The sequence below is a fragment of the Pseudoxanthomonas sp. CCNWLW251 genome, from assembly GCF_037402255.1.
GTDB lineage: Bacteria > Pseudomonadota > Gammaproteobacteria > Xanthomonadales > Xanthomonadaceae > Pseudoxanthomonas_A.
The window spans coordinates 69757-91937 of record NZ_JBBEGA010000004.1 but is presented as its reverse complement, the minus strand read 5'-3'; the positions used below and the strand labels follow the sequence as shown (position 1 = coordinate 91937).

At 68.6% G+C, this 22181-nt stretch carries 20 protein-coding genes; 9 read left to right on the top strand and 11 right to left on the bottom strand.

The features are described 5' to 3' along the window. Positions 1-42 precede the first annotated feature (42 nt). Together WBN46_RS15300 and WBN46_RS15295 are read right to left on the bottom strand one after the other, a co-directional pair. Positions 43-1362, bottom strand: a complete 1320-nt coding sequence (locus WBN46_RS15300; RefSeq protein WP_337732310.1) for an MFS transporter — start codon at positions 1360-1362, stop codon at positions 43-45. Next, positions 1362-3548 (bottom strand): primosomal protein N', encoded by a 2187-nt coding sequence (locus tag WBN46_RS15295; RefSeq protein ID WP_337732309.1) that lies wholly within the window; start codon positions 3546-3548, stop codon positions 1362-1364. Before WBN46_RS15295 ends, WBN46_RS15300 begins: the two co-directional genes overlap by 1 nt. Positions 3549-3993: 445 nt before the next feature. On the opposite strand from WBN46_RS15295, the gene WBN46_RS15290 reads away from it, so the two are divergent. Both WBN46_RS15290 and WBN46_RS15285 read left to right on the top strand, forming a co-directional pair. Continuing rightward, positions 3994-4962 carry a hypothetical protein gene (locus tag WBN46_RS15290; protein ID WP_337732308.1) on the top strand — a complete coding sequence of 323 codons (969 nt, stop codon included), beginning with the start codon at positions 3994-3996 and terminating at the stop codon, positions 4960-4962. Then, a complete protein-coding gene (locus WBN46_RS15285; protein ID WP_337732307.1) occupies positions 4949-5542 on the top strand; it encodes a DUF3106 domain-containing protein in 594 nt (197 codons plus the stop codon). The genes WBN46_RS15290 and WBN46_RS15285 overlap by 14 nt, the downstream gene beginning before the upstream one ends. A 105-nt stretch (positions 5543-5647) precedes the next feature. Here WBN46_RS15285 and WBN46_RS15280 read toward each other — a convergent pair whose 3' ends face one another. Further along, positions 5648-6859 carry a DUF3667 domain-containing protein gene (locus WBN46_RS15280; protein ID WP_337732306.1) on the bottom strand — a complete coding sequence of 404 codons (1212 nt, stop codon included), beginning with the start codon at positions 6857-6859 and terminating at the stop codon, positions 5648-5650. A gap of 101 nt (positions 6860-6960) precedes the next feature. Here WBN46_RS15280 and WBN46_RS15275 point away from each other — a divergent pair, with 101 nt between their 5' ends. The 4 genes from WBN46_RS15275 (at position 6961) to map (ending at position 11461) form a co-directional block, all read left to right on the top strand. Next, the gene (locus WBN46_RS15275) at positions 6961-8340 is read left to right on the top strand and encodes an MATE family efflux transporter (protein WP_337732305.1); all 1380 of its coding nucleotides are present in this window, start codon (positions 6961-6963) and stop codon (positions 8338-8340) included. Positions 8341-8403: 63 nt separating this feature from the next. After that, positions 8404-10308, top strand: coding sequence for a signal peptide peptidase SppA (sppA, locus tag WBN46_RS15270; protein WP_337732304.1), 1905 nt, complete (start codon positions 8404-8406; stop codon positions 10306-10308). A gap of 167 nt (positions 10309-10475) precedes the next feature. Continuing rightward, complete coding sequence (locus WBN46_RS15265; RefSeq protein WP_337732303.1) at positions 10476-10688, top strand: ParD-like family protein; 213 nt, start codon at positions 10476-10478, stop codon at positions 10686-10688. Then, entirely contained in the window at positions 10685-11461 is a 777-nt protein-coding gene (map, locus tag WBN46_RS15260) for a type I methionyl aminopeptidase (RefSeq protein WP_337732302.1), read from the top strand. Before WBN46_RS15265 ends, map begins: the two co-directional genes overlap by 4 nt. Before the next feature lie 637 nt (positions 11462-12098). Here map and WBN46_RS15255 read toward each other — a convergent pair. Then, the gene (locus WBN46_RS15255) at positions 12099-12227 is read right to left on the bottom strand and encodes a hypothetical protein (protein ID WP_337732301.1); all 129 of its coding nucleotides are present in this window, start codon (positions 12225-12227) and stop codon (positions 12099-12101) included. A 58-nt stretch (positions 12228-12285) separates the two neighbouring features. Between WBN46_RS15255 and WBN46_RS15250 the strand changes: the two genes are divergently transcribed. Both WBN46_RS15250 and WBN46_RS15245 read left to right on the top strand, forming a co-directional pair. Beyond that, positions 12286-13062, top strand: coding sequence for an SDR family oxidoreductase (locus tag WBN46_RS15250; RefSeq protein WP_337732530.1), 777 nt, complete (start codon positions 12286-12288; stop codon positions 13060-13062). Positions 13063-13076: 14 nt separating this feature from the next. Beyond that, positions 13077-13523: a hypothetical protein gene (locus WBN46_RS15245; protein WP_337732300.1), complete on the top strand. Its 447-nt coding sequence runs from the start codon at positions 13077-13079 to the stop codon at positions 13521-13523. Here the strand turns inward: WBN46_RS15245 and WBN46_RS15240 are convergent. Beyond that, complete coding sequence (locus tag WBN46_RS15240; RefSeq protein ID WP_337732299.1) at positions 13520-14179, bottom strand: hypothetical protein; 660 nt, start codon at positions 14177-14179, stop codon at positions 13520-13522. The two genes, WBN46_RS15245 and WBN46_RS15240, sit on opposite strands and share 4 nt — an antisense overlap. A 181-nt stretch (positions 14180-14360) precedes the next feature. Between WBN46_RS15240 and WBN46_RS15235 the strand changes: the two genes are divergently transcribed. Further along, positions 14361-15416: a type 1 glutamine amidotransferase domain-containing protein gene (locus WBN46_RS15235; RefSeq protein WP_337732298.1), complete on the top strand. Its 1056-nt coding sequence runs from the start codon at positions 14361-14363 to the stop codon at positions 15414-15416. A 47-nt stretch (positions 15417-15463) separates the two neighbouring features. Here the strand turns inward: WBN46_RS15235 and WBN46_RS15230 are convergent, their stop codons facing one another. From WBN46_RS15230 to WBN46_RS15205, 6 genes are all read right to left on the bottom strand, one after another. Next, positions 15464-16117, bottom strand: coding sequence for a DUF4124 domain-containing protein (locus tag WBN46_RS15230; RefSeq protein WP_337732297.1), 654 nt, complete (start codon positions 16115-16117; stop codon positions 15464-15466). Then, positions 16114-16833 (bottom strand): DUF4124 domain-containing protein, encoded by a 720-nt coding sequence (locus WBN46_RS15225; protein ID WP_337732296.1) that lies wholly within the window; start codon positions 16831-16833, stop codon positions 16114-16116. The genes WBN46_RS15230 and WBN46_RS15225 overlap by 4 nt, the downstream gene beginning before the upstream one ends. A gap of 65 nt (positions 16834-16898) precedes the next feature. Further along, positions 16899-17462: an L-threonylcarbamoyladenylate synthase gene (locus WBN46_RS15220; protein WP_337732295.1), complete on the bottom strand. Its 564-nt coding sequence runs from the start codon at positions 17460-17462 to the stop codon at positions 16899-16901. A gap of 24 nt (positions 17463-17486) precedes the next feature. Beyond that, positions 17487-19997 carry a DNA topoisomerase I gene (locus WBN46_RS15215; RefSeq protein WP_337732294.1) on the bottom strand — a complete coding sequence of 837 codons (2511 nt, stop codon included), beginning with the start codon at positions 19995-19997 and terminating at the stop codon, positions 17487-17489. Between the two features lie 207 nt (positions 19998-20204). Next, entirely contained in the window at positions 20205-21251 is a 1047-nt protein-coding gene (locus WBN46_RS15210) for an RDD family protein (RefSeq protein ID WP_337732293.1), read from the bottom strand. A gap of 19 nt (positions 21252-21270) precedes the next feature. Beyond that, on the bottom strand, positions 21271-22173 hold the full coding sequence (locus tag WBN46_RS15205; RefSeq protein ID WP_337732292.1) for an RDD family protein: 903 nt from the start codon (positions 22171-22173) through the stop codon (positions 21271-21273). Positions 22174-22181: the final 8 nt, after the last annotated feature.

The window sequence follows — 22181 nt, the reverse complement described above, 5'->3', positions numbered from 1 at the left end:
CGTCGCGGATTGTCGCACGCGCCGTATCCGGGGCGCGCAGGATCATTCCGGATCGCGATCGATCAGCGAGGTCTCGCGCGTATCGGGCATCCACAGGTACACCAGCAGCGAGCATGCGATGCACGCCGTGACATACCAGTAGAAGCCGGTTTCGTGGCCGATGTCCTTGAACCAGAGCGCAACCATGTCGGCGGTGCCGCCGAAAATCGCCACGGTCAGCGCATAGGGCAAGCCGACGCCGAGGGCGCGGATCTCGACGGGAAACATCTCCGCCTTCACCACCGCGTTGATCGCGGTGTAGCCGCTGAGGATCACCAGCGCGGCCATCAGCAGCCAGAATGCCTGCGCCGGGCTCGAGACCGTCTGCAGCGTGGACAGGATCGGCCACGTGCACAGTGTGCCCAGCACACCGAAGGCGATCAGGATGCGTCGACGGCCGATCCGGTCGGACAGCGCACCGACCACCGGCTGCAGCAGCATGAAGAAGAACAGCGTCGAGGCGTTGATCAGGCTGGCCGTCTGGCTCGCCATGCCGGCGCTGTTGACGAGGAATTTGTGCACGTAGGTCGTGTATGTGTAGAACGCCAGCGTGCCACCCATCGTCAGTCCGACCACGGCGAGCACCGCACGTGGGTGTTGCATCAGGGCACGCAGCGTGCCCTGCGCCTCCTGCTGGTCCGGCGTGCCCGCAGCCTCGCGGCGGGAGAACGATTCGGTCTCCACCATGTTCCGGCGCAGCCACAATGCCACCAGCGCCGCCGCGGCGCCGATCGCGAACGGGATGCGCCAGCCCCATTCGCGCAGCTGCCCGTCGGTCAGGAATACGCGCTGCAACGCGATCAGTACGGCCAACGCGATCAGGTGGCCCATCACCAGCGTGACGTACTGGAAGCTGGACCAGAAGCCGCGATGCCCGCGCGTGGCCATCTCGCTGAGATAGGTCGCCGATGTGCCGTATTCGCCGCCGACGGACAGGCCCTGCAGCAGCCGCGCCAATACCAGCAGGATCGGTGCCGCCACGCCGATGGTCGCGTAGCCCGGCGTGCAGGCGATGATGAGCGAACCCGCACACATCATCACCACCGACAGCATCAACGCGCGCTTGCGGCCATGGCGATCGGCGTAGCGGCCCAGCAGCCAGCCGCCGAGCGGGCGCATCAGGAAACCCACCGCGAAGATCGCGGCGGTCTTCAGCAACTGGCTGGTGCGGTCCCCACCGGGGAAGAACACCTCGGCGAAGTACAGCGAGAATGCCGCGTAGACGTACCAGTCGTACCACTCCACCAGGTTGCCGACCGAGCCGCTGAAGATGCTGCGCAGGCGGCGCGCGGGCGTCATGGCAGCGTGTGTGTCGGCGCTCATCAGTAGAGGTCCATCGGGTCGATGTCGAGCGACCAGCGCGTACGGCGCGCTTCCGGCATGGCATGGATCTGCGGCAACGCGAGGTCGAGTGCGCGGTGCAGCGTGCGGCGTTCCGGCGAGGACAGCAGCAATTGCACGCGGTGCAGGCCGGCGCGGCGTGGCATCGGTGCGGGCAGGGGGCCGTGCATTTCCAGGGTGGCGTCCTGCGCGCGCAGGCTCTGCTTGGCGGCCTGCAGGAACTGGTGCGCGGCGTCCACGTGCTGGGCTTCCGCACGCAGCAGGGCCAGATGTGCGAACGGGGGGAAGCCCGCCATCCGGCGTTGCTCCAGCTCCGCATCGGCGAAGGCGTGGTAGCCGCCGGTGATCAGCGTGTTCAACAGCGGATGATCGGGGTGATGCGTCTGCAGCCAGACATCGCCGCGCTTGCCGGCGCGCCCGGCGCGCCCCGCGACCTGGATCAGCTGCTGGGCGAGCTTCTCGCCCGCACGGAAGTCGGTGGAAAACAGGCCCTCGTCCACGCCGACCACCGCCACGCGGGTGAGGTGCGGCAGGTCGTGGCCCTTGGCCAGGATCTGCGTGCCCACCAGGATGCCGGGCGCATCGCCCAGCCTGGCCAGTTGTTGCGCCAACCCATCACGCTTCTGCGTGGTGCCGCGGTCCACCCGCAGCACCGGCACGTCGGCGAACAGGTCGGACAGCGTTTCCTCCAGCCGCTCCGTGCCGATCCCCTGCGGTTGCAATGCCAGGCCGCCGCAGTCGGGGCATGCCGGGGGGGCGGCCTGCCGCGCGCCGCAGTGATGGCACTGCAGGCGCTTGCCGCCCGCATGCACCGTCATCGCACTGTCGCAGCGCTTGCAGTGCGCGCTCCAGCCGCAGTCGTGGCACAGCAGCACCGGGGCGTACCCGCGGCGGTTCTTGAACACCAGTACCTGGCCATCCGCCTCCAGCGCCTGGCGGATGGCCTGCAGCGTGTCGGGCAGCAGGCCGGCCTGCTGCGGTCGCTTGCGCATGTCCAGCACGCGCACGCCGGGCGGTTGCGCCTCGCCCGCGCGCCGCGACAGGCGCAGGTGCGCGTAGCGGCCGCTGCGCGCGTTGTGCAGCGTCTCCAGCGATGGCGTGGCGCTGCCCAGTACCACCGGCACGTCCAGCGCCTTGCCGCGCACCAGCGCGAAGTCGCGTGCGTGGTAGCGGATGCCGTCCTGCTGCTTGTAGCTGCCATCGTGTTCTTCGTCGATCACGATCAGGCCGGCCTCCGGCAACGGGGTGAACACCGCCGAACGCGTGCCCACGATCACCCGTGCCTCACCACGCAGGCAGGCGGCCCAGGTACGGGCGCGCTCGCCATCGTTGAGGCCGGAGTGCAGCGCATGCACGGGCACTCCCAGGCGCTCGCGGAAGCGCGCCAGCATCTGCGGCGTCAGGCCGATCTCCGGCACCAGCACCAGCGCCTGGCGTCCACGATGCAGGCAGTCGGCGATCGCGTGCAGGTAAACCTCGGTCTTGCCGCTGCCGGTCACCCCGTCCAGCAGCAGGGCACCGAAGCCGGTCGTGCCGGTGATCGCCTCGGCCGCGACGCGCTGTTCGTCGTTGAGCGCCGGACCAGGCCGGGGCGAAGGGGGCGTCGTCGTGGCGGGCGCGACGACGCGTTCGGCCAGGCCGCGTCTGGCGAGGTCTCGTGCGGTGGCGCGCCCGGCATCCACGTGCAGGTCCAGCACGTCCTCGTCGAGCGAGGCGTGTGCGGCCAGCAGGTCGGCCAAACGCCGTGGCCGGCTGCCTGCGCGCAGGCGATCCTGCTGGGTGCGGCCGGCTTCCGTCAGCCGCCAGTGCCAGGCGTGGGTGTCCGGCAGCGGCTCGCCCTGGCGCAACTGGACCGGCAGGGCCGTTGCGACCACCTCGCCCATTGGCGCGTGCGTATAGCGCCCCAGCCAGTGCAGCGAGTCGAGCAGTTCCCCGTGCAGCAGGGGGCTGGCATCGAGCAGCGCCTCGGCGTGGCGCAGCTCCAGATCCGGATCGGCCGGCTGCCCGACGCCGGCCACGAAGCCGGTCAGCGCACGGTTGCCGAACAGCACCTTGACCCGCTTGCCCACGTCCTCCGGCGAGGCGGCGTGGCCGGGCGGGGGCAGGTAGTCGAACAGCCGTGGCAGGGGGATCGGCAGCGCGACCTGGAGGACGGAAACGGGCGACATTGCGTGACAGTGTATCGGCCCCTCCCGGCGGGGGCACATCTCGCGCAGTTGCGGTGATGTCCTGTCAAAATCTTGACGAAAATCACGCAAGTGCCCATCCCACAAGGGGATTCCGATTTATCCACACCAGCTGTGGATAAATCTGTGCATGGCGAGATTGCTTCACGGCGCGATGACGGTCCTGCAAGCCTCGGTGCCACCTTGGCGAAAAAAGCGCCATCCCTATATTTTTCAATGAAATCATGCATTTGCCCGTGAAACCCGATTGACACAATGTCCTGACGGGGGAGTCCCGGGCCCGGCATGACGGTTTGGTGACCGCTGTGCACAACGTTTTTCGCGGAAAGCCTTGTGCGGCCGAAGAGAGCAGGTTCCGGCGCGATGTCAAGCGTCCATACGGGCCCGCAGGCTGACTATGATCGGGTCGTCCGCAACCGGTTTCGCCATGGCTCCCACCCCCGCTTCCGACCCGCCGCCCGCCGCCCTTGCCGCCTTCCTGCGGGGGTGCGAACGCCGGGGCGCGGTGTTCGCCGCGCTCCAGTGCGGAGACCCCGACCGTGGCGACGTCGCCCTGGCGGCGGCATTGCGCGCGTTCCGTGCCAAGGCGGCGGCGCTGCCGATGGCGGACTGGCCGGTGCGCTTCTGGTCGCTGCTTGCCGCCACCCCGCAACTGCGGGCGGACGGCGCGCACGCGCACTGGTCGGGTTCGCTTGCGGCCCTGGCGGCACCGGCGCCTGCCGACCGCGCCGCCCTGCTGCTGCGGCTGGCAGGCGGCCTGCAGGAGGCCGAGGCCGCCGAAGCGCTCGGCATCGACGACCCGGCCTACCGCGATGCCTTGGCCCGTGCCTGTCCGCGTGATGCGGCCGGGCAGCCCGACGCTGCCGGGTGGCGTGCGCTGGCGGAAGCCATCCAGCAGCACCTGCGCGACCTGTCCCCTGACCGTCTCGCCACACTGGCCCGCCTGCGGGAGGACGCCCTTGCCGGCACGCGCCCCGTGCCGCCGGTGGCGAAGCCCGCTGCGCTGGCCGTGACGGCTCCTCCGCGCCGCCGACGCTGGCATTGGAGCCTGCTCGCGGTGCTCCTGTTGCTGGCGGCCGCTGCGGCAGGGTGGTGGTGGTGGGACAGGCAGGGCGCCCCGCCACCGTCCGGCACGGCAGGAGTCCCGGCGGGCGGCGACGGCGCGCTGGCGCTGCCTCCGGATCCGGTGATCGCCGTGGCCGAACTGCCGGCTGCCGACGCCCCTGCCGTGCGCTCCGACGCTGCGATGGCGCCGCACGAACATGTGGACTTCGCGCTGCTCGCCGATGCCGACGAGGAGGCCCTCGCCCGCGAGGCCGACTTCCTGGCCTGGTACGTGGCCGGCGCAGGCACGCCTCAAACGCCTGCCGTGGAGGATGACGATGCGGCGCGTTGAGATGCGGATGGCGCTGCTCGGCGCCGTGGGCCTGGTGGTCTCGATCGCCGGCATCGCCGTCTCCGCCGCGCAGGACGTCGCGCCCGGCGCGCGCTGGCAGGCGATGTCGCCGGCCGCGCAGGCGGCGTGGCAGCAACGGCGCATCGCGTGGGACGCGCTGCCCCTGCACGAACGCGAAGACCGTCGCGCGCGCTACGCCGCCTGGCGTGCACTGGACGAAGTACAGCGCGCGCGGTTGCGCGCCGCGGCCGCCGAGGTCGCCGCGCTGCCGCCGGAGCACCAGGCTGCCCTGCGCACGCAGTTCGCCGTGCAGGATGCGATGCAGCGCAACGGATGGCGCTTGGGGCCGGCGCTCGGTGCTGACTGGCCGCGCCTGCACCCCTTGTTCGCCTACGTACCGCCCGGCGAGCGCGACGCGGCGCTCTCGGTGCTCCACCAGCTCGACGCGGAGCAACGGGACGATCTGGCCGCGCTGGCGCAGCGCTTGCCGCCGCAGGACCGGGATGCGTTCCGTCGTGAACTGCTGGCGGTGCCTGTCAGCCAGCGGCGCGCATGGCTGCGGCAACAGCGTGATCGCTAGCCAGGGGGGAGCACTGAACACCGGATCCCGTTCGTGGTTCGACGGGCTCACTACGAACGGCGTGCACGGCGGTGTGCCTGCACGGCGTCGTCGTGCGGCGCTTCCCTACGCATTCACCAGGCTGGTCAGGGACAGCAGGACCATGGCCGTGACGACGAGCATGAAGTACAGCATGCCCAGCGCGAGGTACTTCACCAGCGTGACGACCGGGTGCTGGCGATAGACGCGCTGCTGCATCCAGAACAGGTACACCGGCATCCAGCACATGATCAGCAGCTCGGCCAACCACACGGGCGCGCGTGCCACGGTCGCCTGCGCGGGCAGCAGGCTGTCGATGAAGGACAGGGCGAAGAACGCCAGCACGCACAGGCACAGGTAAGCGTGGCTGTAGAGCGCCACCACCAGGTGTTCCAGGTACACCCGCCGTGTACCGATGTACGCCAGCTTCAGCAGCAGCGCGAACACCGGCACCAGCACGAACAGCGCCGATGGAACCGACCCCATCATGGTGTTCTTGAACAGTTCGGGGTCTTTCTGCAGGCGCGGGATGTTGTCCTGCGCCCGCGCGATCTTCTTGTTCAACCAGCGGTTGCCGAACGCCGGCAGCCAGTCCACCCGGATCGGATTGTTGGTCGGATGCCATGGCTTTCCGTTCTGCGAGAACAGCGAGCCGGTGGAATCCGGCATCGGCCCGTCCTTCGGAATCCGGTCGGGTTCGGCCAGCGCCGGATGATCCGGCTGCAGCGCGGCGATGCGCGCGCGTGCCCGCGCCTGGGTCCCGCGGATGTTGTCTTCCACGCGACCGCGCGCGAAGGCGAGCGGCGGCGGGATGGTGGCGCGCGCGGCCAGCAGCCCGTCGATGGTCCGGTCGCGCAGGCGCACCACTTCGTCGGGGTCGGTCAACGATTCGAAGTCGACGCCTTCGTCCCCCGCGCCCGTCACCTGGACCGTCGTGCCGCCCTTGCCGTCCGCCACGGCTGGCGGGCTCAGCACATCGCCGCTGCCCATGGCGAACTTGCCCACGAAGAACGTCAGCACGCTGAGGACGACGAACAGCCGCAGCGGCGCCACGAAGGGCGCGCGATGGCCTGACAGGTAGGCGTTCGCCAGCTTGCCCGGCGACATCAGTGTGCGCAGGGTGCGGAAGATGCGGCCGTCCAGGTGCCAGAACGACTCGAACACTTCCTCCACCGCATGCCCGAAGCTGCGCAACGGATTGTGCGAGGTCTGTCCGCAGGCATGGCAGAACTCGCCCTGCAGCGGTGTATGGCAGTTCTCGCACGCGCTGGCGTGCACGGCATCGTGCGATGGGGTCATGGGGCGTTCGGGTGGCGCGGCGGGCTAGCGGGTAAGATACCGGCCTCCCGTGACCCGGTGCCAGCGCGAATCCGCGCGGCCGCAGTCCGGCGGTTGATCCCATGTCCCGTTCCCCCTCCCCGACCCCGCGCTTCGGACAGGAAGTGCGCGCCACAGGCACGCTCGCGTTGCCGCTGGTGCTGGGCCACGTCTCCACCGGCCTGATCGGCTTCGTCGACAACGTCATCGCCGGCCACCACGCCACCCAGACGCTGGCGGCCGTCACCGTGGGTACCGCGTTGCTGTGGCTGCCCATGATGGTGCCGATCGGTACGCTGATCTCGCTGACGGCGTCCGTGTCGCAGCTGGATGGCGCGAAGCGGCGCGACGAGATCGCGCCGTTGTTCCGCCAGGCACTGTGGCTGTCGCTGGGGCTGGGCCTGCTGATGTTCGCCTTCCTGAGTGCCGCGCCCTACGCGCTGGCCGCGTTCGGCATCACGCCCGACATCATTCCCGGTGCGACTGCGTTCCTGCACGGTATCCGCTGGGGCGTGCCGGCGCTGACGTTCTACTTCTGCATGCGCTATCTGAGCGAAGGCACGCACTGGACGCTGCCCACGATGATCCTGGGCTTCGGCGGCCTGCTGGTGCTGGCGCCGGTGGGGTACGTGCTGACGTTCGGCAAGCTCGGGTTCCCGGAGATGGGCGCAGGCGGGCTGGGCATCGCCTCGGCGCTGACCATGTGGCTGCAGGCCATCGCGTTCGCGATCTACCTGGCGCGCGCGCGCCGCTTCGCCGACCTGCAGCTGTTCGCGCATTTCGAGCCGCCGCGTCGCGAACCCATCCTGCAACTGCTGCGCACCGGCCTGCCCATCGGCATCACCGTGCTGATGGAAGGCAGCCTCTTCATCGTCACCGCGCTGCTGATCGCGCGCCTGGGCGCCACGCCCGCGGCCGCGCACCAGATCGCCATCAACGTGTCGGCGCTGTGCTTCATGATCCCGATGGGCGTGGCCGAGGCCACCACGGTGCGCGTGGGCCATGCAGTCGGTTCGGGCGACGTGGCCGGCATCCGCCGCGCCGCGCACGCGGGCTACGTCATCGTGCTGGCCACGCAGGCCATGTCGGCGTTGTTCCTGCTGCTGGGCCATGACCTGGTGGTGGCGCTGTATACCGATGACCTGGCCGTGGCCGCCCTCGCCGGCACCCTGCTGCTGTTCGCCGCCGCCTTCCAGTTCCCCGATGGCATCCAGGTGCTGTCCGCCGGTGCGTTGCGCGGGCTGAAGGACACCCGCGTGCCGATGTGGCTGGCCGTGGCGGCCTATTGGGGCCTGGGCATGCCGCTGGGCGCCGGGCTTGGCCTGGGCCTGGGCTGGGGACCGCAGGGCATGTGGCTGGGCCTGATCGTGGGCCTGACCGCCGCCGCCGTGCTGCTGGGCTGGCGCTTCCAGCGCAGCAGCCTGCGCTGGACCGCCGCCACGCCCGCGGCTTCCGCACGGTGACCAACGGGGCATGTAAGCCCCGCAGGCACACGCTACAGTGACCCCAGTTTCCCGGAGTTCCCCATGAGCCAAGTCGCACCTGCACCCCGCCGCAGCCCGATCACCACGTTCTTCGTCGGCCTGTGGGACGTGATGAACTTCACCCGCAAGCTGGTCCTCAACCTGATCTTCTTCGGGCTGCTGTTCCTGATCTTCATCGTGTTCGTCATCGCCGCCGGCAGTGGCGGGGTGAAGCCGCTGATGGAGCGCACCACCTTCGTGCTGGCGCCGGAAGGCCGCCTGGTGGAACAGTTCACCGCCGACCCCGCCACCCGCGCGCTGGCCAAGGCGTTCGGCGACAAGAGCGCCGAGGAAGTGCAGCTGCGCGATCTGCTGCGCGCCATCGAGGCCGCGCAGAAGGACGAGAAGATCGAACGCATGCTGCTGCGCGTGGACCAGCTGCAGCCCACCGGCTACGCCTCGCTGCGTGAAGTCGCCGCCGCGCTGGCGAAGTTCCGCGCCTCGGGCAAGCAGATCGTCGCCTTCGGCGAGAACGTCAGCCAGACCCAGTACCTGCTGGCCGCGCAGGCCAACGAGGTCTACATCGACCCGATGGGCAGCCTGATGCTGGAGGGCCTGGGCCGCTATCGCCAGTACTACCGCCAGGGCCTGCAGGAGAAGCTGGGCGTGGACGTGCACCTGTTCAAGGTGGGCGAATACAAGTCCGCGGCCGAACCGTACGTGCTGGACGCTGCATCGAAGGAAGCCAAGGAAGCCGACCTGTACTGGATGAACGACGTCTGGCAGCGCCTGCTCGCCGACATCGCCAAGGTGCGCAAGACCACGCCCGAGGCGCTGGCCGCCGGCATCGACACCATGCCCGAAGGCATTGCCGCCGCCGGTGGCGACCTGGCCAAGTACGCCCTGCAGCAGAAGCTGGTGGACGGCCTGAAGACGCAGGAAGAAGTCGAGAACCTGCTGATCGAGCGCGGCGTGGCCGACGAGGATTCCGACACCGGCTTCCGCGCCATCGGCCTGGTCGGTTACCTGTCCCAGCTCGATTCCCGCACCAATCCGCTCGACAAGCGCCCGCAGGTCGCCGTGGTGGTCGCCGAAGGCGAGATCACCGACGGCGACCAGCCGGCCGGCCGCGTCGGTGGCCTGTCCACCTCGGCGCTGCTGCGCGAGGCACGCGACGACGAGGACGTGAAGGCCGTGGTGCTGCGCGTGGATTCGCCCGGTGGCGGCGTGTATGCCTCCGAACAGATCCGCCGCGAAGTGGCTGCGCTGAAGAAGGCCGGCAAGCCGGTGGTCGTCTCGATGGGCGACCTGGCCGCATCGGGCGGCTACTGGATCAGCATGAATGCCGACCGCATCTATGCCGACCCGTCCACCATCACCGGTTCCATCGGCATCTTCGGCCTGATCCCCACCGTGCCGCGCACGCTGGAGAAGATCGGCGTGCGTACCGACGGCGTGGGCACCACCCGCTTCGCCGGCGCGTTCGACATCAGCCGCCCGCTGGACCCGGCGGTCGGCCAGGTGATCCAGTCCGTGATCGACAAGGGCTACGCCGACTTCACCGGCAAGGTCGCCGAGGCGCGCAAGAAGCCGGTCGAAGAGATCGACGCCGTGGCACGTGGCCGCGTGTGGAGCGGTGCGCAGGCCAAGGAGCGTGGCCTGGTCGATGAACTCGCCGGCCTGGACGCGGCGCTGGCCGATGCCGCCAAGCGCGCCAAGCTGGGCGAACCCGACAAGTACCGCGTGCGCTACATCGAGAAGATGTCCTCGCCGTTCTCGCAGTTCATGGGCGGCTTCGCCGGCAGCCGCCTGGGCTCGGCGTGGTTGAAGGACTCCGACTTCGCCCGCGCCCTGCTGGCGCGCAGCCTGCCGGAGATGGAAGCACAGCTGCGTTTCGTCGACGAAGCCGTCAACGACCGCCACGGTGCCCCGGTGAAGAGCCTGGCGTACTGCTTCTGCGGGTTCTGAACCTCATCGTCATCGCATGATCGACGGGCCGCGTGGGTAACCGCGCGGCCCGTTGCGTTTGCGGCATCGCCTGCCATGCAGGTCGCGGAGTGCAGGATCGCCCGGCTGGCAGTGAATATATGAAACATATATGATTCATGTACTCCATCCCTTCTCAAGGCACCTCCATGGGCATCGTCAACATCGACGACGCACTGCACGACCAGCTCCGCCGCGCCTGCACCGTCAGTCACCGCTCGATCAATGCGCAGGCCAACTTCTGGATCAAGGTCGGGATGCTGTGCGAGATGCACCCGGAACTGAGCTTCCAGGCCATCGTCGCCAATGAGCTGCGCGCGGCGGGCGTGCAACCGCAGCCGGTGCGCCCGGGACACGCGTGATCAAGCGCGAGGCCGAGCTCGCGTTGATGGCGGAGGCTGGCGTATTGCTGGCCTCCGTGTTCGACGCGCTCGGCAGGCTCACCCTGGAAGGCATGAGCACGATGGCGATCAACGACTTCGTCGAGCGCATGATCGTGGACGACCTGCACGCGCGGCCCGCCAGCAAGGGGCAGTACGACTTCCCATATGTGCTGAATGCCTCGATCGACGACGTGGTCTGCCATGGCATGCCGTCGGAGGCGGATGTGCTGCGCAGCGGCCAGATCGTCAACCTGGACATCACGCTGGAGAAGAACGGCTACATCGCCGATTCCAGCACCACGTATCTCGTCGGCGAGGTGGCGTATCCGGCGCGGCGCCTGGTGGCGGCCACGTACAGCGCCATGTGGAAGGGCATCGCTGCCGTACGACCCGGTGCGCGGCTGGGCGACATCGGCCATGCCATCGCGCGGTATGCGCGCGCGCACGGCTACAGCGTGGTCAGGGAATACTGCGGCCACGGGATCGGTCGCGAGATGCACGAAGACCCGCAGGTCCTGCACTACGGCACCCCGGGCACCGGTCTTGAGCTGGAAGAGGGCATGGTGTTCACCATCGAGCCCATGCTGAACCAGGGAAAGGCGGCGATCCGCTCGCATCCGGACCAGTGGCCGGTCTACACCCGCGACGGAAAACTCTCCGCCCAGTTCGAACACACGGTTGCGGTCACGCGGACCGGCGCTCGCGTGCTGACGCTGCGGCCGGGAGAAGTGCCGCTGTGTGAGCTTGGGTGATCAGCAACGACCGCATTGCCAGAGCGAGTTCATGCGAGGTCGTGTGATCAGGCAGGATTCTCAAACAACTGCTTGCAATGTCGGATTGACCACGTGGACGACCACGCAGTGGGCCACGATGTGCGAGCCTTCTTGGGCGATGAACTTGAATCCGGGATGGAGGCGGCCAGCCTGATACTCGGGTGCGAGAAACCAGAGCTGCGCTCGTGCGGCGGTCCCGGGGGAATGGATTCGACGCCGATGTACTCGTGATATGCGTCATTGAGCATGCCATCGAGGCCAAAGTCGTGGTGTGGCCTGTATCCGGAGTGGATCGGGCCTGACTTGCCATTGTCTTCGGAGCTCAGGAAGCAGATGTCGGCTTCTATATCAGGTGGACGGCCTGGCCTCGCCATAGTGTCGAATGCTTGAAGTGGGCGAACGATGGAATGAGGTTTCAGTCCTCGCGCTCCAGCGCCGACCACATCGCTTCGATGATCACCATTGAGGCATCATCTGGGCGGCACGGCTTGCGCACGCTGAATCGATAAGCTGGTCATAGCCCCGCCACAGTCCGAGGAGCGGTATCGGTCGAGTGCACTTTATCCCGGAAACCATCGATGACGCCCGACGCTGGCGCAGGGGCGTGATCGATGAATCAGGAGGTGCCGTTGTCGCTGCCCGCCTGCGGTTCCGGCGGCTCGTCGGTCGGTGGCGGCTCGGGAGCGCGGCAGGCCACGCACGCCAGGGTGAGCAGGGCGAGCAGGATGAGGCGGATCCGGATCATGGCGACGGTCCTCCTGTGACGTGGCGCTATGCTACGCCCATCGATGAAGGAGACGCATGTGGCGGCGAACCGGTGGCGATTGGACGGGCAATTGGCCTTGGTGACCGGGGCCAGTGCGGGCATCGGGCTGGCGATCACGCGCGAGCTGCTGGGTTTCGGTGCCGACGTGCTGCTGGTGGCGCGCGACGAGGATGCCTTGCAGGCGGCGCGAGCCGAACTGGCGGAGGAATTCCCCGAGCGCGGTATCAGCACGCTGGCTGCCGACGTGGCGGACGACGAGGATCGCCGGGCCATCCTGGACTGGGTGGAAGACCACGATGACGGCCTCAACATCCTGGTGAACAACGCTGGCGGCAACGTCACGCGCGCGGCGGTGGACTACACCGAGGACGAGTGGCGCAACATCTTCGAGACCAACCTGTTCTCGGCATTCGAGCTGTCGCGCTACGCGCATCCGCTGCTGACGCGGCATGCCGCCTCGTGCATCGTCAACGTGGGCAGCGTGTCCGGCATGACCGCCGTGCGCAGCGGCGCGCCCTATGGCATGACCAAGGCCGCGCTGCACCAGCTCACCCGCAACCTGGCCGCCGAGTGGGCCGAGGACGGCGTGCGCGTGAACGCGGTGGCGCCGTGGTACATCCGCACGCGCCGTACGTCCGGGCCCCTGTCGGACCCGGACTACTACGACGAAGTGATCGAACGCACCCCGATGCGCCGCATCGGCGAACCCGAAGAAGTCGCCGGGGCCGTCGCCTTCCTGTGCCTGCCGGCGGCGAGCTACGTCACCGGCGAGTGCATAGCGGTGGATGGCGGGTTCCTGCGATACGGGTTCTGACGATGGAGATGCGCATGGGCAAGCGGATCGGGATGGCGGTGGTGCTGGTCATCGCGATGGCGTCCTGCGCCTCGGTGCGCGCACCGCTGGCGCCTGACGCCTATCAGCTGGATATCCGCGACAATCCTGCGGAACGTCGCTTCGACGTGGTACTGCAGTCGCGCCACGACCGCGCGCTGTGCGTGTCCAGCGACAGCTGGCCGCTCTCCCCGGGCACGCTGCGTGCCGAGAACACCGGGGTGTACCTGGAGACGGCGGCGGGAATCCTGCCGCTCCAGGGTCAGTTCGTCAGTGTCTATTGCCCCGGTGGTTGCGGCGAGGTGCGCGTCGAACCCGGTGCAACGCTGTCCGGCTTCTTCGCCTACAGTGCGTTCGGCGACGCCGATCGCATCGCCGCGGATGCGAGCAGACAGCTTCACTACGCCCTGGCGCCCCAGGCCTGCCGTCGATCCGTGCGCTAGGGTGTCCGGGCGGCCGCCTCCGGCGCGCTGAAAACCACCCGGCCGTCCGCATCCAGCACTTCGATGCGGGCGTCGCCGGCACGATCCACGCGCAGGCGGATGCGGTCCTTGCCGCTCGCGTCGGCCAGCAGGATCTCGGCATCGTTGCGTTCGTTCTGGATCACGATGCGGCGCGTGGCCTGCCTGGCCGCGTCGAGCACCTTCACGTGCGAGGGCACGGCCTGGTTGATCTGCAGGCCGCTGCTGATGGGCTCGCCGTCGGCGCCGATGCGCGTCAGCAGGCCGATGGCGTCCATGTTGGGATTGTCGAAGGCAAGCGCCGAAACCTTGCCGGCCTCCACGTCGGTGAGTGCAAGGCCGCCGACTTCGTTGCCCTTGCGGTCGTAGAACACCAGTCCCGCGGGCGTGACGGCGCGCTTGAAGGTTTCTCCATTCAACATCGGCGGCGGAAACCGCTGCTGGTTGGCCAGCACCACGCGCGGCGTGCCGTCCGCGTCCACGATGTCCAACCGCTCCACCGACAACCGTTCGAAATGCGGGTCGGGCGCCTTGAAGGCCACCAGCAGCAAGGCGATGAAGGCCATGGTCAGCGCGCCGGCGTAGGCACGCATCAGGCGCATCTCGCGGACCAAGCGGGGCAGGGGGTCGTGCGGCATCGGTCAGTCTCCCAGGGCGGAACACCCGATTCTACCCAGCGCCCTGCGCACGCGTGCCGCATCGCGGTCCGCGATGTTCCGCAGTGCGGCGACGGTCGCCACGGTGCGAAGGAGGGTGCGATTGAAGTTCGTTTTACACGCACGACGTAGCGTGTGCCGACCTGGAGATGAGGGTATCGGGATGCGGCGATGGATCAAGCGCGGGCTGTTGGCCTGCCTGGCGGCGATGCTGGTGGTGGGACTCGGAGGGTTCGCCTACGTATACACGCTGGACCTGGATGCGCAGCCGCCTGCGGATCCGGACAGCACGGTGGTGGACCTGGCCTTCATGCGCGATGCGCAGCCGCCGACACGCGGGAAGATCCTGGCGGTGGTCACCAGCACCTCGCACTTCCCGGGTGGCCAGAAGAAAGCGGGCTTCGAACTGACTGAGCTGGCGCGGGCGTACTACGTGTTCCGGGCCAACGGCTATGACGTCGACATCGCCAGTCCGCAAGGGGGATCACCCCCGATGCGGCGGGATGACGAGGACATGGTCGAAGCCGACCATGCCTTCCTCAACGATGCCGTCGCGCGCGGGAAACTCGATGCCAGCCTGTCGGTGCGAGAGGTGGATCCCGCACGTTACGCGGCGGTGTACTTCGTCGGCGGCAAGGGCACGATGTTCGACTTCCCCGATGATCCGGCCATCCAGCGGCTGGTGCGCGCGGTGTACCAGGCAGGTGGTGTGATTGGCGCGGTGTGCCACGGGCCGGCCGCGTTGCTGGAGGTGACGCTGGACGATGGCACGCCGCTGCTGCGCGGCCGTCGCGTGGCCGGCTTCAGCAACGCGGAAGAGCTGTTCCTGATCGAGGATGCACGCGCGCGCTTCCCGTACCTGTTGCAGGACCGCCTGGTGGAAAAGGGCGCGCGTTACGTGGAAGGCCCGATGTACCTGGACAACACGGTGGTCGATGGTCGGGTGATCACCGGACAGAATCCGTGGTCGACATGGTCCACCGCGGAGGCGATGGTGCGCGCGCTGGGCCATGCGCCGGTCGCGCGCGCACCGGGACGCGACGAGTTGGCGGTGCAGGTGCTGGCGGCCTATCACGCGCGCGGTGTCGATGACGCGCGCAAGGCACGTGCGGAGCGGCCGGGGGCGGACAAGCGCCTGCTGTTGATGCATGCGCTGGTGGCCGCCATGCAGGGGCGACTCGGCGATGCGTGGCGGTTGCAGGCGCTGGCGCGAGACTGAGGGGCATGCAACGACGAGGCGCCGATGCAGGGATCAGGGGCGCAGCGTCATTGCCCGCAGTTGCTTTCGCTGACGATGCGCGCGACGCGCTCGTGTTCGGCCTTGTTCCGATCGACGTTCTCGCGGCGGGCGAAGCGCCAGGCCACTTCGGTTTCGTCGAGGCGCTTCTGCCATGCCTCGCAGAGCGCGCCATCGGGCACGCGGGCGCAGGTGTCGCGCACGACTTCGCAGGCTTGGCCGGCGCCGGATTGCGGGTTGCCATCCAGTCCCACTGTCCGCAACGTCACGCAGCGCGAGGCGGGTTCGCTGTCTTCGGTGACGTAGGTGCCCTTGTCGTGCGTCGTGCACTGGAACAGCACCGGCGGGGGCAGCCGGCGCGCGCTGTCGGCGGTCGCTGGCGCGGCAGGCGTTGCGGATGCGGGTGCGGCAGGCGTGGCCATGGCCGGCGATGCCTGCGTGGGCGAAGCGGGCGACGTGGCCGTGGGCGCGGACGTCATCGGCACCGTGTTGACGCCCTGCATGGTGCGCGCTTCCTGCTTCATGCCTTTGGGGCATGGCGAATTCTGCAGCGTCAGTGCGCCGCTCGCATCCGTGCAGCGGTAGATGGTCACTTCGTCCGCGTGGGCGGCCGGGGTCGCGGTGATCCAGCACAGGACCAGCAACGGAAGACAGGCGGGGGCGGCGCGCACGGGGGGACTCATGGATTCCTGCAATCGTTGGCGATGCGCGCGTCGATGCCGCGCTGTTCCAAGTCTAGCGCGCGCCGCTCGCTCGACATGGCGCTGCCGTAGCGGCGCAGGATCTCGTAGCGACGGTCGGAGAGGCGCGCGCACACTTCCTGCTGTGGCAGCGGGTGGCAGGTGTCGCGCACCCAGGTGCCACCGGGCAGGATCACCGGGCCGGGCCCCGGCGGGTGGCCACCCGGGGGACGCGGTGGCCGGCGGTCACCGCTTTCGAAGGACAGGTGGCCGTTGCCGACCGACACACTGCCGGACACGCTGGCACTGCTTCCGACGCGCGGCCAGGCGGGATAGGCCACGCCATACGGGACCCAGCGCGGATTGCCGTCGTCGTTGTCGCTGGTGTAGACCTTGCCCTCCGGCGTGGTGCATTCGTACATCGGCCGTGGCGGGGTGAGGTACACCACGCGCGTGGGGGGCGGCTCGGCAGGCGGTGGCGGCACGGGCGTGGGCGCAGCGACAGCAGGTGGTGGCACGGGATCCAGCGGCCGTTGCATCGCGCGGACTTCCTGCTTCTCGCCTTTCAGGCACGGCGAATCGCGCAGCGCCACGCTGCCGTTGGCGGTCACGCAGCGGTAGATGGTGACCTGCCCGGCGCCGGGTGCCGCCTGCGCGCCCATGGCGGCAGGCGACAGCGTCAACAGCATCGTCAACAGCGGTGGGGCGAGGCGGAGCATGCGGCCATGGTGCGCGCGTGCCGGAGGGATGGGAAGGTGGAAGGGCGGCCGTGTACGGCCGCCAGTCATTCGCGCAGCGATTGGCCGGTCAGCGCATCACGGATGACCGTGGGACGGGCGAGGCCGCCCGTGTGGCCGGCGACGACGGCGTCGACGCGTGGCAGCAGCAGCGGGTCCAGGGCGTCGCGGTCGCTGACGGCGGGCTTGCCACTGAGGTTCGCACTGGTGGACACCAGCGCGCCGCCATAGGCCTGGCACAGGCCGATCACGACCGGGTGTTCGCTCACGCGCACGGCGATGCCGCGGTGCACGCCGGTGATCCAGCGGGGGGCTTGCGCGGTGGCGGGCATCACCCAGGTGTGAGGGCCTGGCCAGCTGGAGAGCACCTGGGTGAGGCGGTCCGTCGGAACGGCGGCGACATCGATCAGCGGCTTGAGCTGTTCCAGCGTGGCAGCGATGAGGATCAGGCCCTTCTCCACCGGTCGCTGCTTGATCGCCAGCAGCCGGTGCACGGCGCCTTCGTCGAACGGATCGCAGCCCAGGCCCCACACCGCCTCGGTGGGGTAGGCGACGATGCCGCCACTGCGGATGACTTCCGCGGCTTCCTCGATGGTCCGTTCGATGGGCATGGCGTCGTCGGCGTCGTGGTGGGGTCAGAAAGGAGCGTCGTCTCCGGCGACCGCCTTGGATGCCGCCTTCTTCACCGTCTTCTTTGCTGCTGTTTTCTTGCTGGCGGATGTGGTCGCCTTCTTCCCGGTGGCTTTCTTCGCTGCCTTCTTCGCCGGTGCCTTCTTGGCAGCAGCCTTCTTCGGTGCGGCTTCTTTCTTCGCCACGGCTTTCTTGGCGGCGGTCTTCTTGCCGAAGCCCTTGCGCACCGGCTTGCCGGTTTCTTCCAGCAGCTTGGTCACCTCGTCGAACGTCAGCGATGCCGGCTCGCGATCCTTGGGGATCTTTCCGTTGAGCTTGCCATCGCTGATGTACGGGCCGAAGCGACCGTTCAACACCTGGATGTCGCTGCCATCGAATTCCTTGATGATGCGGTTACGCGCGATTTCTTCCTTCTCTTCGATCAGGAACACCGCGCGCGCCAGGTCGATCGTGTAGGGATCGTCTTCCTTCTTCAGCGACGCGTACACGCTACCGCGCTTGGCGAACGGGCCGAAGCGGCCGATGCCGACGCTGACCTCCTCGTCCTTGTCCTGGCCCAGCTTGCGGGGCAGCTTGAACAGTTCCAGCGCGTCTTCCAGCGTGATGGTGTGCATCGACTGGCCGGGACGCAGCGAGGCGAACTCCAGCTTCTCGTCGGTGTCCTTGTCGCCGATCTGCGCATACGGCCCGTAACGGCCCAGGCGCACGCTGACCGGCTTGCCGGACTTGGCGTCGGTACCGAGTTCGCGCGCGCCGGTGGCTTCGCTGCGGTCCACGGTCTCCGCCTTTTCGGCGACCAGGTCCTTGAAGGGACCCCAGAACCGCTCCATCAGCGGCACCCAGTCTTCCTCGCCGCGGGAAACGGCGTCCAGCTCGTCCTCCAGCTTGGCGGTGAAGTCGTAGTCCACGTACTGGGTGAAGTGGCCGGACAGGAACTTCGATACCGCGCGGCCCACGTCGCTGGGCTTGAACGCGCGGCCTTCCATTTCCACGTACTTGCGGAACTGCAGGGTCTGGATGATCGAGGCGTAGGTGGAGGGACGGCCGATGCCGTACTCCTCCAGCGCCTTGACCAGCGCCGCTTCGGTGAAGCGCGGCGGCGGCTGGGTGAAATGCTGGTCGGCGTGGATGCGGTCGAGCGGCACGGTGTCGCCGGGTTTCATCGGCGGCAGCTTGCGGCCTTCGTCGTCGTCCTCGGCGTTCTTCTGGTCCTTGCCTTCCTCGTACACGGCCAGGAAGCCCGGGTCGACCACGGTGGTGCCGCTGGCGCGGAAGCTGTGCTGGCTGCCGGCGGCCAGGTCGACCGAGACGGTGTTGAGCGTGGCCGGGACCATCTGGCAGGCGACGGCGCGCTTCCAGATCAGGTCGTACAGCTTGCGCTCGTCGTCGCTCAGGTGCCGGGCGACCTGCGCGGGCGTGCGCAGCGCGCTGGTGGGACGCACGGCTTCGTGCGCTTCCTGCGCGTTCTTCGACTTGGTGACATAGACGTTGGGCTTGTCCGGCAGCGCCTGCGTGCCGAAGTCGCGCGCGATGACGTCGCGGATCTCGGCCAGCGCTTCCGCCGACAGGCTCACAGAGTCGGTACGCATGTAGCTGATCAGGCCGACGGTGCCTTCCTCGTCGCCGATGTTGACGCCTTCGTACAGCTTCTGCGCCACCTGCATGGTCTTGCGGGTGGTGAAGCCGAGCTTGCGCGAGGCTTCCTGCTGCAGCGTGGACGTGGTGAACGGCGGTGCCGGGCGGCGCTTGCGTTCCTTGCTGGTCACGTCGGTGACGTGCAGCATGCCCTGCGCGGCCTGCTGGATGCGCAGACGGGCCGCTTCGGCGGTGTCGCCGTCGGTGACGGTGAACTGTTCGAACTTCTGCCCGTCGAGCTTCGTCAGCTTGGCGGTGAAGGCCTGGCGCGGATGCGCGCATTCGGCCTCGATGCTCCAGTACTCGCGGGCGATGAAGGCTTCGATCTCTTCCTCGCGCTCCACGATCATGCGCAGGGCAGGCGACTGCACGCGGCCGGCGGACAGGCCGCGCTGCACCTTGCGCCACAGCACCGGCGAAAGATTGAAGCCGACCAGGTAGTCCAGCGCGCGGCGCGCCTGCTGGGCATCGACCAGGTCGCCGGCGATCTGCCGCGGCTGGGCCATGGCTTCCTTGATCGCGCGCGGCGTGATTTCGGTGAAGACCACCCGGTGCAGCGGTTTGTCCTTCAGCAGGCCGCGCTCCTTCAGGATCTCGGCGATGTGCCAGCTGATCGCCTCGCCCTCGCGGTCCGGGTCGGTCGCCAGGAAGATGTCATCGGCACCCTTGGCGGCCTTGGCGATGGCGTCGACGTGCTTCTCGTTCTTCTCGATCAGGTCGTAGCGCATCGCGAACCCGTTGTCGGGGTCCACCGCTCCTTCCTTCGGCACCAGGTCCCGGACGTGGCCATAGGACGCGAGGACGGTGAAGTCCTTGCCGAGGTATTTGTTGATCGTCTTGGCCTTGGCGGGCGACTCGACGATGAGCAGGTGCTTGGGCATGTCAGGGGTTCAGGGGAGTTCGGGTGGGCCGTCCGGGGCCGGCTAGGGTGGCCCAGATGCGGGCGCCAGAGAAGCGGACGCCCGGGGCGGGGGCCCCGGGCGTTCAGATTTCCTATTTATAGTGGTGTCACGGCCGGCCCCGGCCTGTCAAGCCGCCGTGGTGGGGCCGGGCCGGGTTCCGTGACCCGGATCGCGCCGTGGGGCCGGTCAGCGGCTCATCGAAAACAGGGCAGCGAAGGCCACCAGCATCAGGATCACCGCACCGGCGATCAGCAGGCCGCCGATGATCAGCACCACCAGGGCCACCGACCCCAGTTCTTCGCGCTGGCGCCCGGGGTGCGAGGTGAAGGCCCACTTGTCGACCACCAGCGTGTCGCAGACCAGGTCATGCAGGGCCTGCTTGCGCGACGTGAAGGCGGCCATGAGGAAGCCGATGCCGAGGATGACGGCCGACAGTATGGTGGCCCAGTAGCGGGCGAAGCCGCGCAGGAAGCTGATCCTGTCCCCGTCGGTGCGAACCACCTTGATGCCGATGGCCAGTTTGCCGGGTGTGGCCATCAGCCCGGCTGCGGAGTGGAACCAGCCGTAGGCCATGGCAGAAAGCACGTACGAGATGGCGGTTTCGCCGACGTTGAAAGCGCCCGCCGCCCCCGAGAAGCCATCGGCGAACGAACTGCCCAAGCCCAGCAGCCCGGCGATGATGGTGGCCACGATGCCCACCGGGATGCCGATGGCGAACGCGTCGATGAAGCTGGCCGCCACGCGCTTCCAGAAGCCGGCATACACCACGTGACCATCCGCGACGGGGGGGCTGTAGGTGACGCGGCCCATGTCCGCGCGTGGTGCCGCGTAGGGCGACGCGGCCGCCTCCGGGGATTCCCCCGCCGCAACCGCGCGGGTGGCGGCGGCTGCGGCCGCCACGGCATCGGACTGGCTGGCATGCGCTGGCGCATGCCGTGCATAGCTGGGTTCGCTGGCGGTGAAAACGGCCCGGCCGGTCAGCGGGCGCTCTACGGGTGCCGGCTCCGGTTCGGGCTCCTGCGCGGCGGGCGCAGGTGAAGCCGGGACGGGGCGCGTGTCCGCGATGCCGAGTTCGACCGCGAGTTCGCCCAGCGGCGTCCACTGGTTCATGCCCTCCCGCCAGGCAAGCGATGCACTGGTCAGGGCACCGGAACGGTAGAGCCCCGTGAGAGCCTCCGGGGACACCGGGCCTTGGCGCTCGTGCCGGATATCGACGTAATACCACTCGGTCATGCAGGGTCTCCTTGCCCTTTCAGGATTGTGTGGCCAGCGGAATCAGGATGGCGGCCATCATGGCGATGAAGATCAGGCCGTAGATCACGGCCGCGATCGCCAGGATCACCTTCGTGGCGGTGCCGAGGCCGCGCTGCTGCCAGTCGGGGTGCGCGGTGTACGCCCAGCGGTCCACCACCAGCGTGCCCACCGCCATGTCGTGCAGGCCCTGCTTGCGCTCGGTGAAGGCCGCGATCAGGTAGCCGATGTACAGCGTGAGGTAGTTCAGCATGACGGCCAGCCAGCGCAGCAGCGCGCGACCCAGCGTCAGGCGGCGCCCGTCGATGTCGGTGACCTTGATGCCGACCGCCATCTTGCCCAGCGTGGCCTGCTTGCCCGAGGACTCGAAACCGACGTAGTACGCCGCACTGATCACCGGATACAGCAGGTAGACCAGCGCCATCATGCCGAACATCGCCGCCATGCCTTCGGCGTCGTTCCCGCCGCGCATCAGCAGGCTGCCGCCGACGCCCAGCACGACCACGCACACGATGAGCACCAGGTAGTAGGCGAAGCCCACCACCATCGAGTCGATGAAAAGCGCCGCGAGGCGCCGCCAGAAGCCAGCGAGCACCACGTCGCCATCGCCCACGTAATGCTGTTCCGATGCGATCTGTGCCGCAGGCGGTGCGTAAGGCGCGTCTGCGGCGGGGATGTGAAGTTCAGTGGCGGCGTCGGCACCTGGTACCGGCAGGTCCATCGTGCCGACCGGCAGGTCCAGTTCGGAGGCCAGTGCACTCAGCGGCTTCCAGTCCTCCAGCCCCTCTCGCCACACCAGGGACTGCGCGCCCAGGCGCGCCTGGCGGACATGGCCGCCGAGTTCCCCGGCCGTGAACGGCCCCTGCCGCTGCCCTTGGGCGTCGGCGTAATACCAGTGCGTCATGCGTTCGA

What these genes read in the sequence shown, in the direction of transcription:
- WBN46_RS15235 (WP_337732298.1), top strand. Translation starts at nt 14,361, where the DNA reads ATGCGGCGATGGATCAAGCGCGGGCTGTTGGCCTGCCTGGCGGCGATG.
- WBN46_RS15300 (WP_337732310.1), bottom strand. Translation starts at nt 1,362, where the DNA reads ATGAGCGCCGACACACACGCTGCCATGACGCCCGCGCGCCGCCTGCGC.
- WBN46_RS15220 (WP_337732295.1), bottom strand. Translation starts at nt 17,462, where the DNA reads ATGCCCATCGAACGGACCATCGAGGAAGCCGCGGAAGTCATCCGCAGT.
- WBN46_RS15280 (WP_337732306.1), bottom strand. Translation starts at nt 6,859, where the DNA reads ATGACCCCATCGCACGATGCCGTGCACGCCAGCGCGTGCGAGAACTGC.
- WBN46_RS15290 (WP_337732308.1), top strand. Translation starts at nt 3,994, where the DNA reads ATGGCTCCCACCCCCGCTTCCGACCCGCCGCCCGCCGCCCTTGCCGCC.
- WBN46_RS15215 (WP_337732294.1), bottom strand. Translation starts at nt 19,997, where the DNA reads ATGCCCAAGCACCTGCTCATCGTCGAGTCGCCCGCCAAGGCCAAGACG.
- WBN46_RS15240 (WP_337732299.1), bottom strand. Translation starts at nt 14,179, where the DNA reads ATGCCGCACGACCCCCTGCCCCGCTTGGTCCGCGAGATGCGCCTGATG.
- WBN46_RS15205 (WP_337732292.1), bottom strand. Translation starts at nt 22,173, where the DNA reads ATGACGCACTGGTATTACGCCGACGCCCAAGGGCAGCGGCAGGGGCCG.
- WBN46_RS15245 (WP_337732300.1), top strand. Translation starts at nt 13,077, where the DNA reads ATGGGCAAGCGGATCGGGATGGCGGTGGTGCTGGTCATCGCGATGGCG.
- WBN46_RS15295 (WP_337732309.1), bottom strand. Translation starts at nt 3,548, where the DNA reads ATGTCGCCCGTTTCCGTCCTCCAGGTCGCGCTGCCGATCCCCCTGCCA.
- WBN46_RS15255 (WP_337732301.1), bottom strand. Translation starts at nt 12,227, where the DNA reads ATGATCCGGATCCGCCTCATCCTGCTCGCCCTGCTCACCCTGGCGTGC.
- WBN46_RS15210 (WP_337732293.1), bottom strand. Translation starts at nt 21,251, where the DNA reads ATGACCGAGTGGTATTACGTCGATATCCGGCACGAGCGCCAAGGCCCG.
- WBN46_RS15275 (WP_337732305.1), top strand. Translation starts at nt 6,961, where the DNA reads ATGTCCCGTTCCCCCTCCCCGACCCCGCGCTTCGGACAGGAAGTGCGC.
- sppA (WP_337732304.1), top strand. Translation starts at nt 8,404, where the DNA reads ATGAGCCAAGTCGCACCTGCACCCCGCCGCAGCCCGATCACCACGTTC.
- WBN46_RS15265 (WP_337732303.1), top strand. Translation starts at nt 10,476, where the DNA reads ATGGGCATCGTCAACATCGACGACGCACTGCACGACCAGCTCCGCCGC.
- WBN46_RS15225 (WP_337732296.1), bottom strand. Translation starts at nt 16,833, where the DNA reads ATGCTCCGCCTCGCCCCACCGCTGTTGACGATGCTGTTGACGCTGTCG.
- WBN46_RS15285 (WP_337732307.1), top strand. Translation starts at nt 4,949, where the DNA reads ATGCGGCGCGTTGAGATGCGGATGGCGCTGCTCGGCGCCGTGGGCCTG.
- WBN46_RS15230 (WP_337732297.1), bottom strand. Translation starts at nt 16,117, where the DNA reads ATGAGTCCCCCCGTGCGCGCCGCCCCCGCCTGTCTTCCGTTGCTGGTC.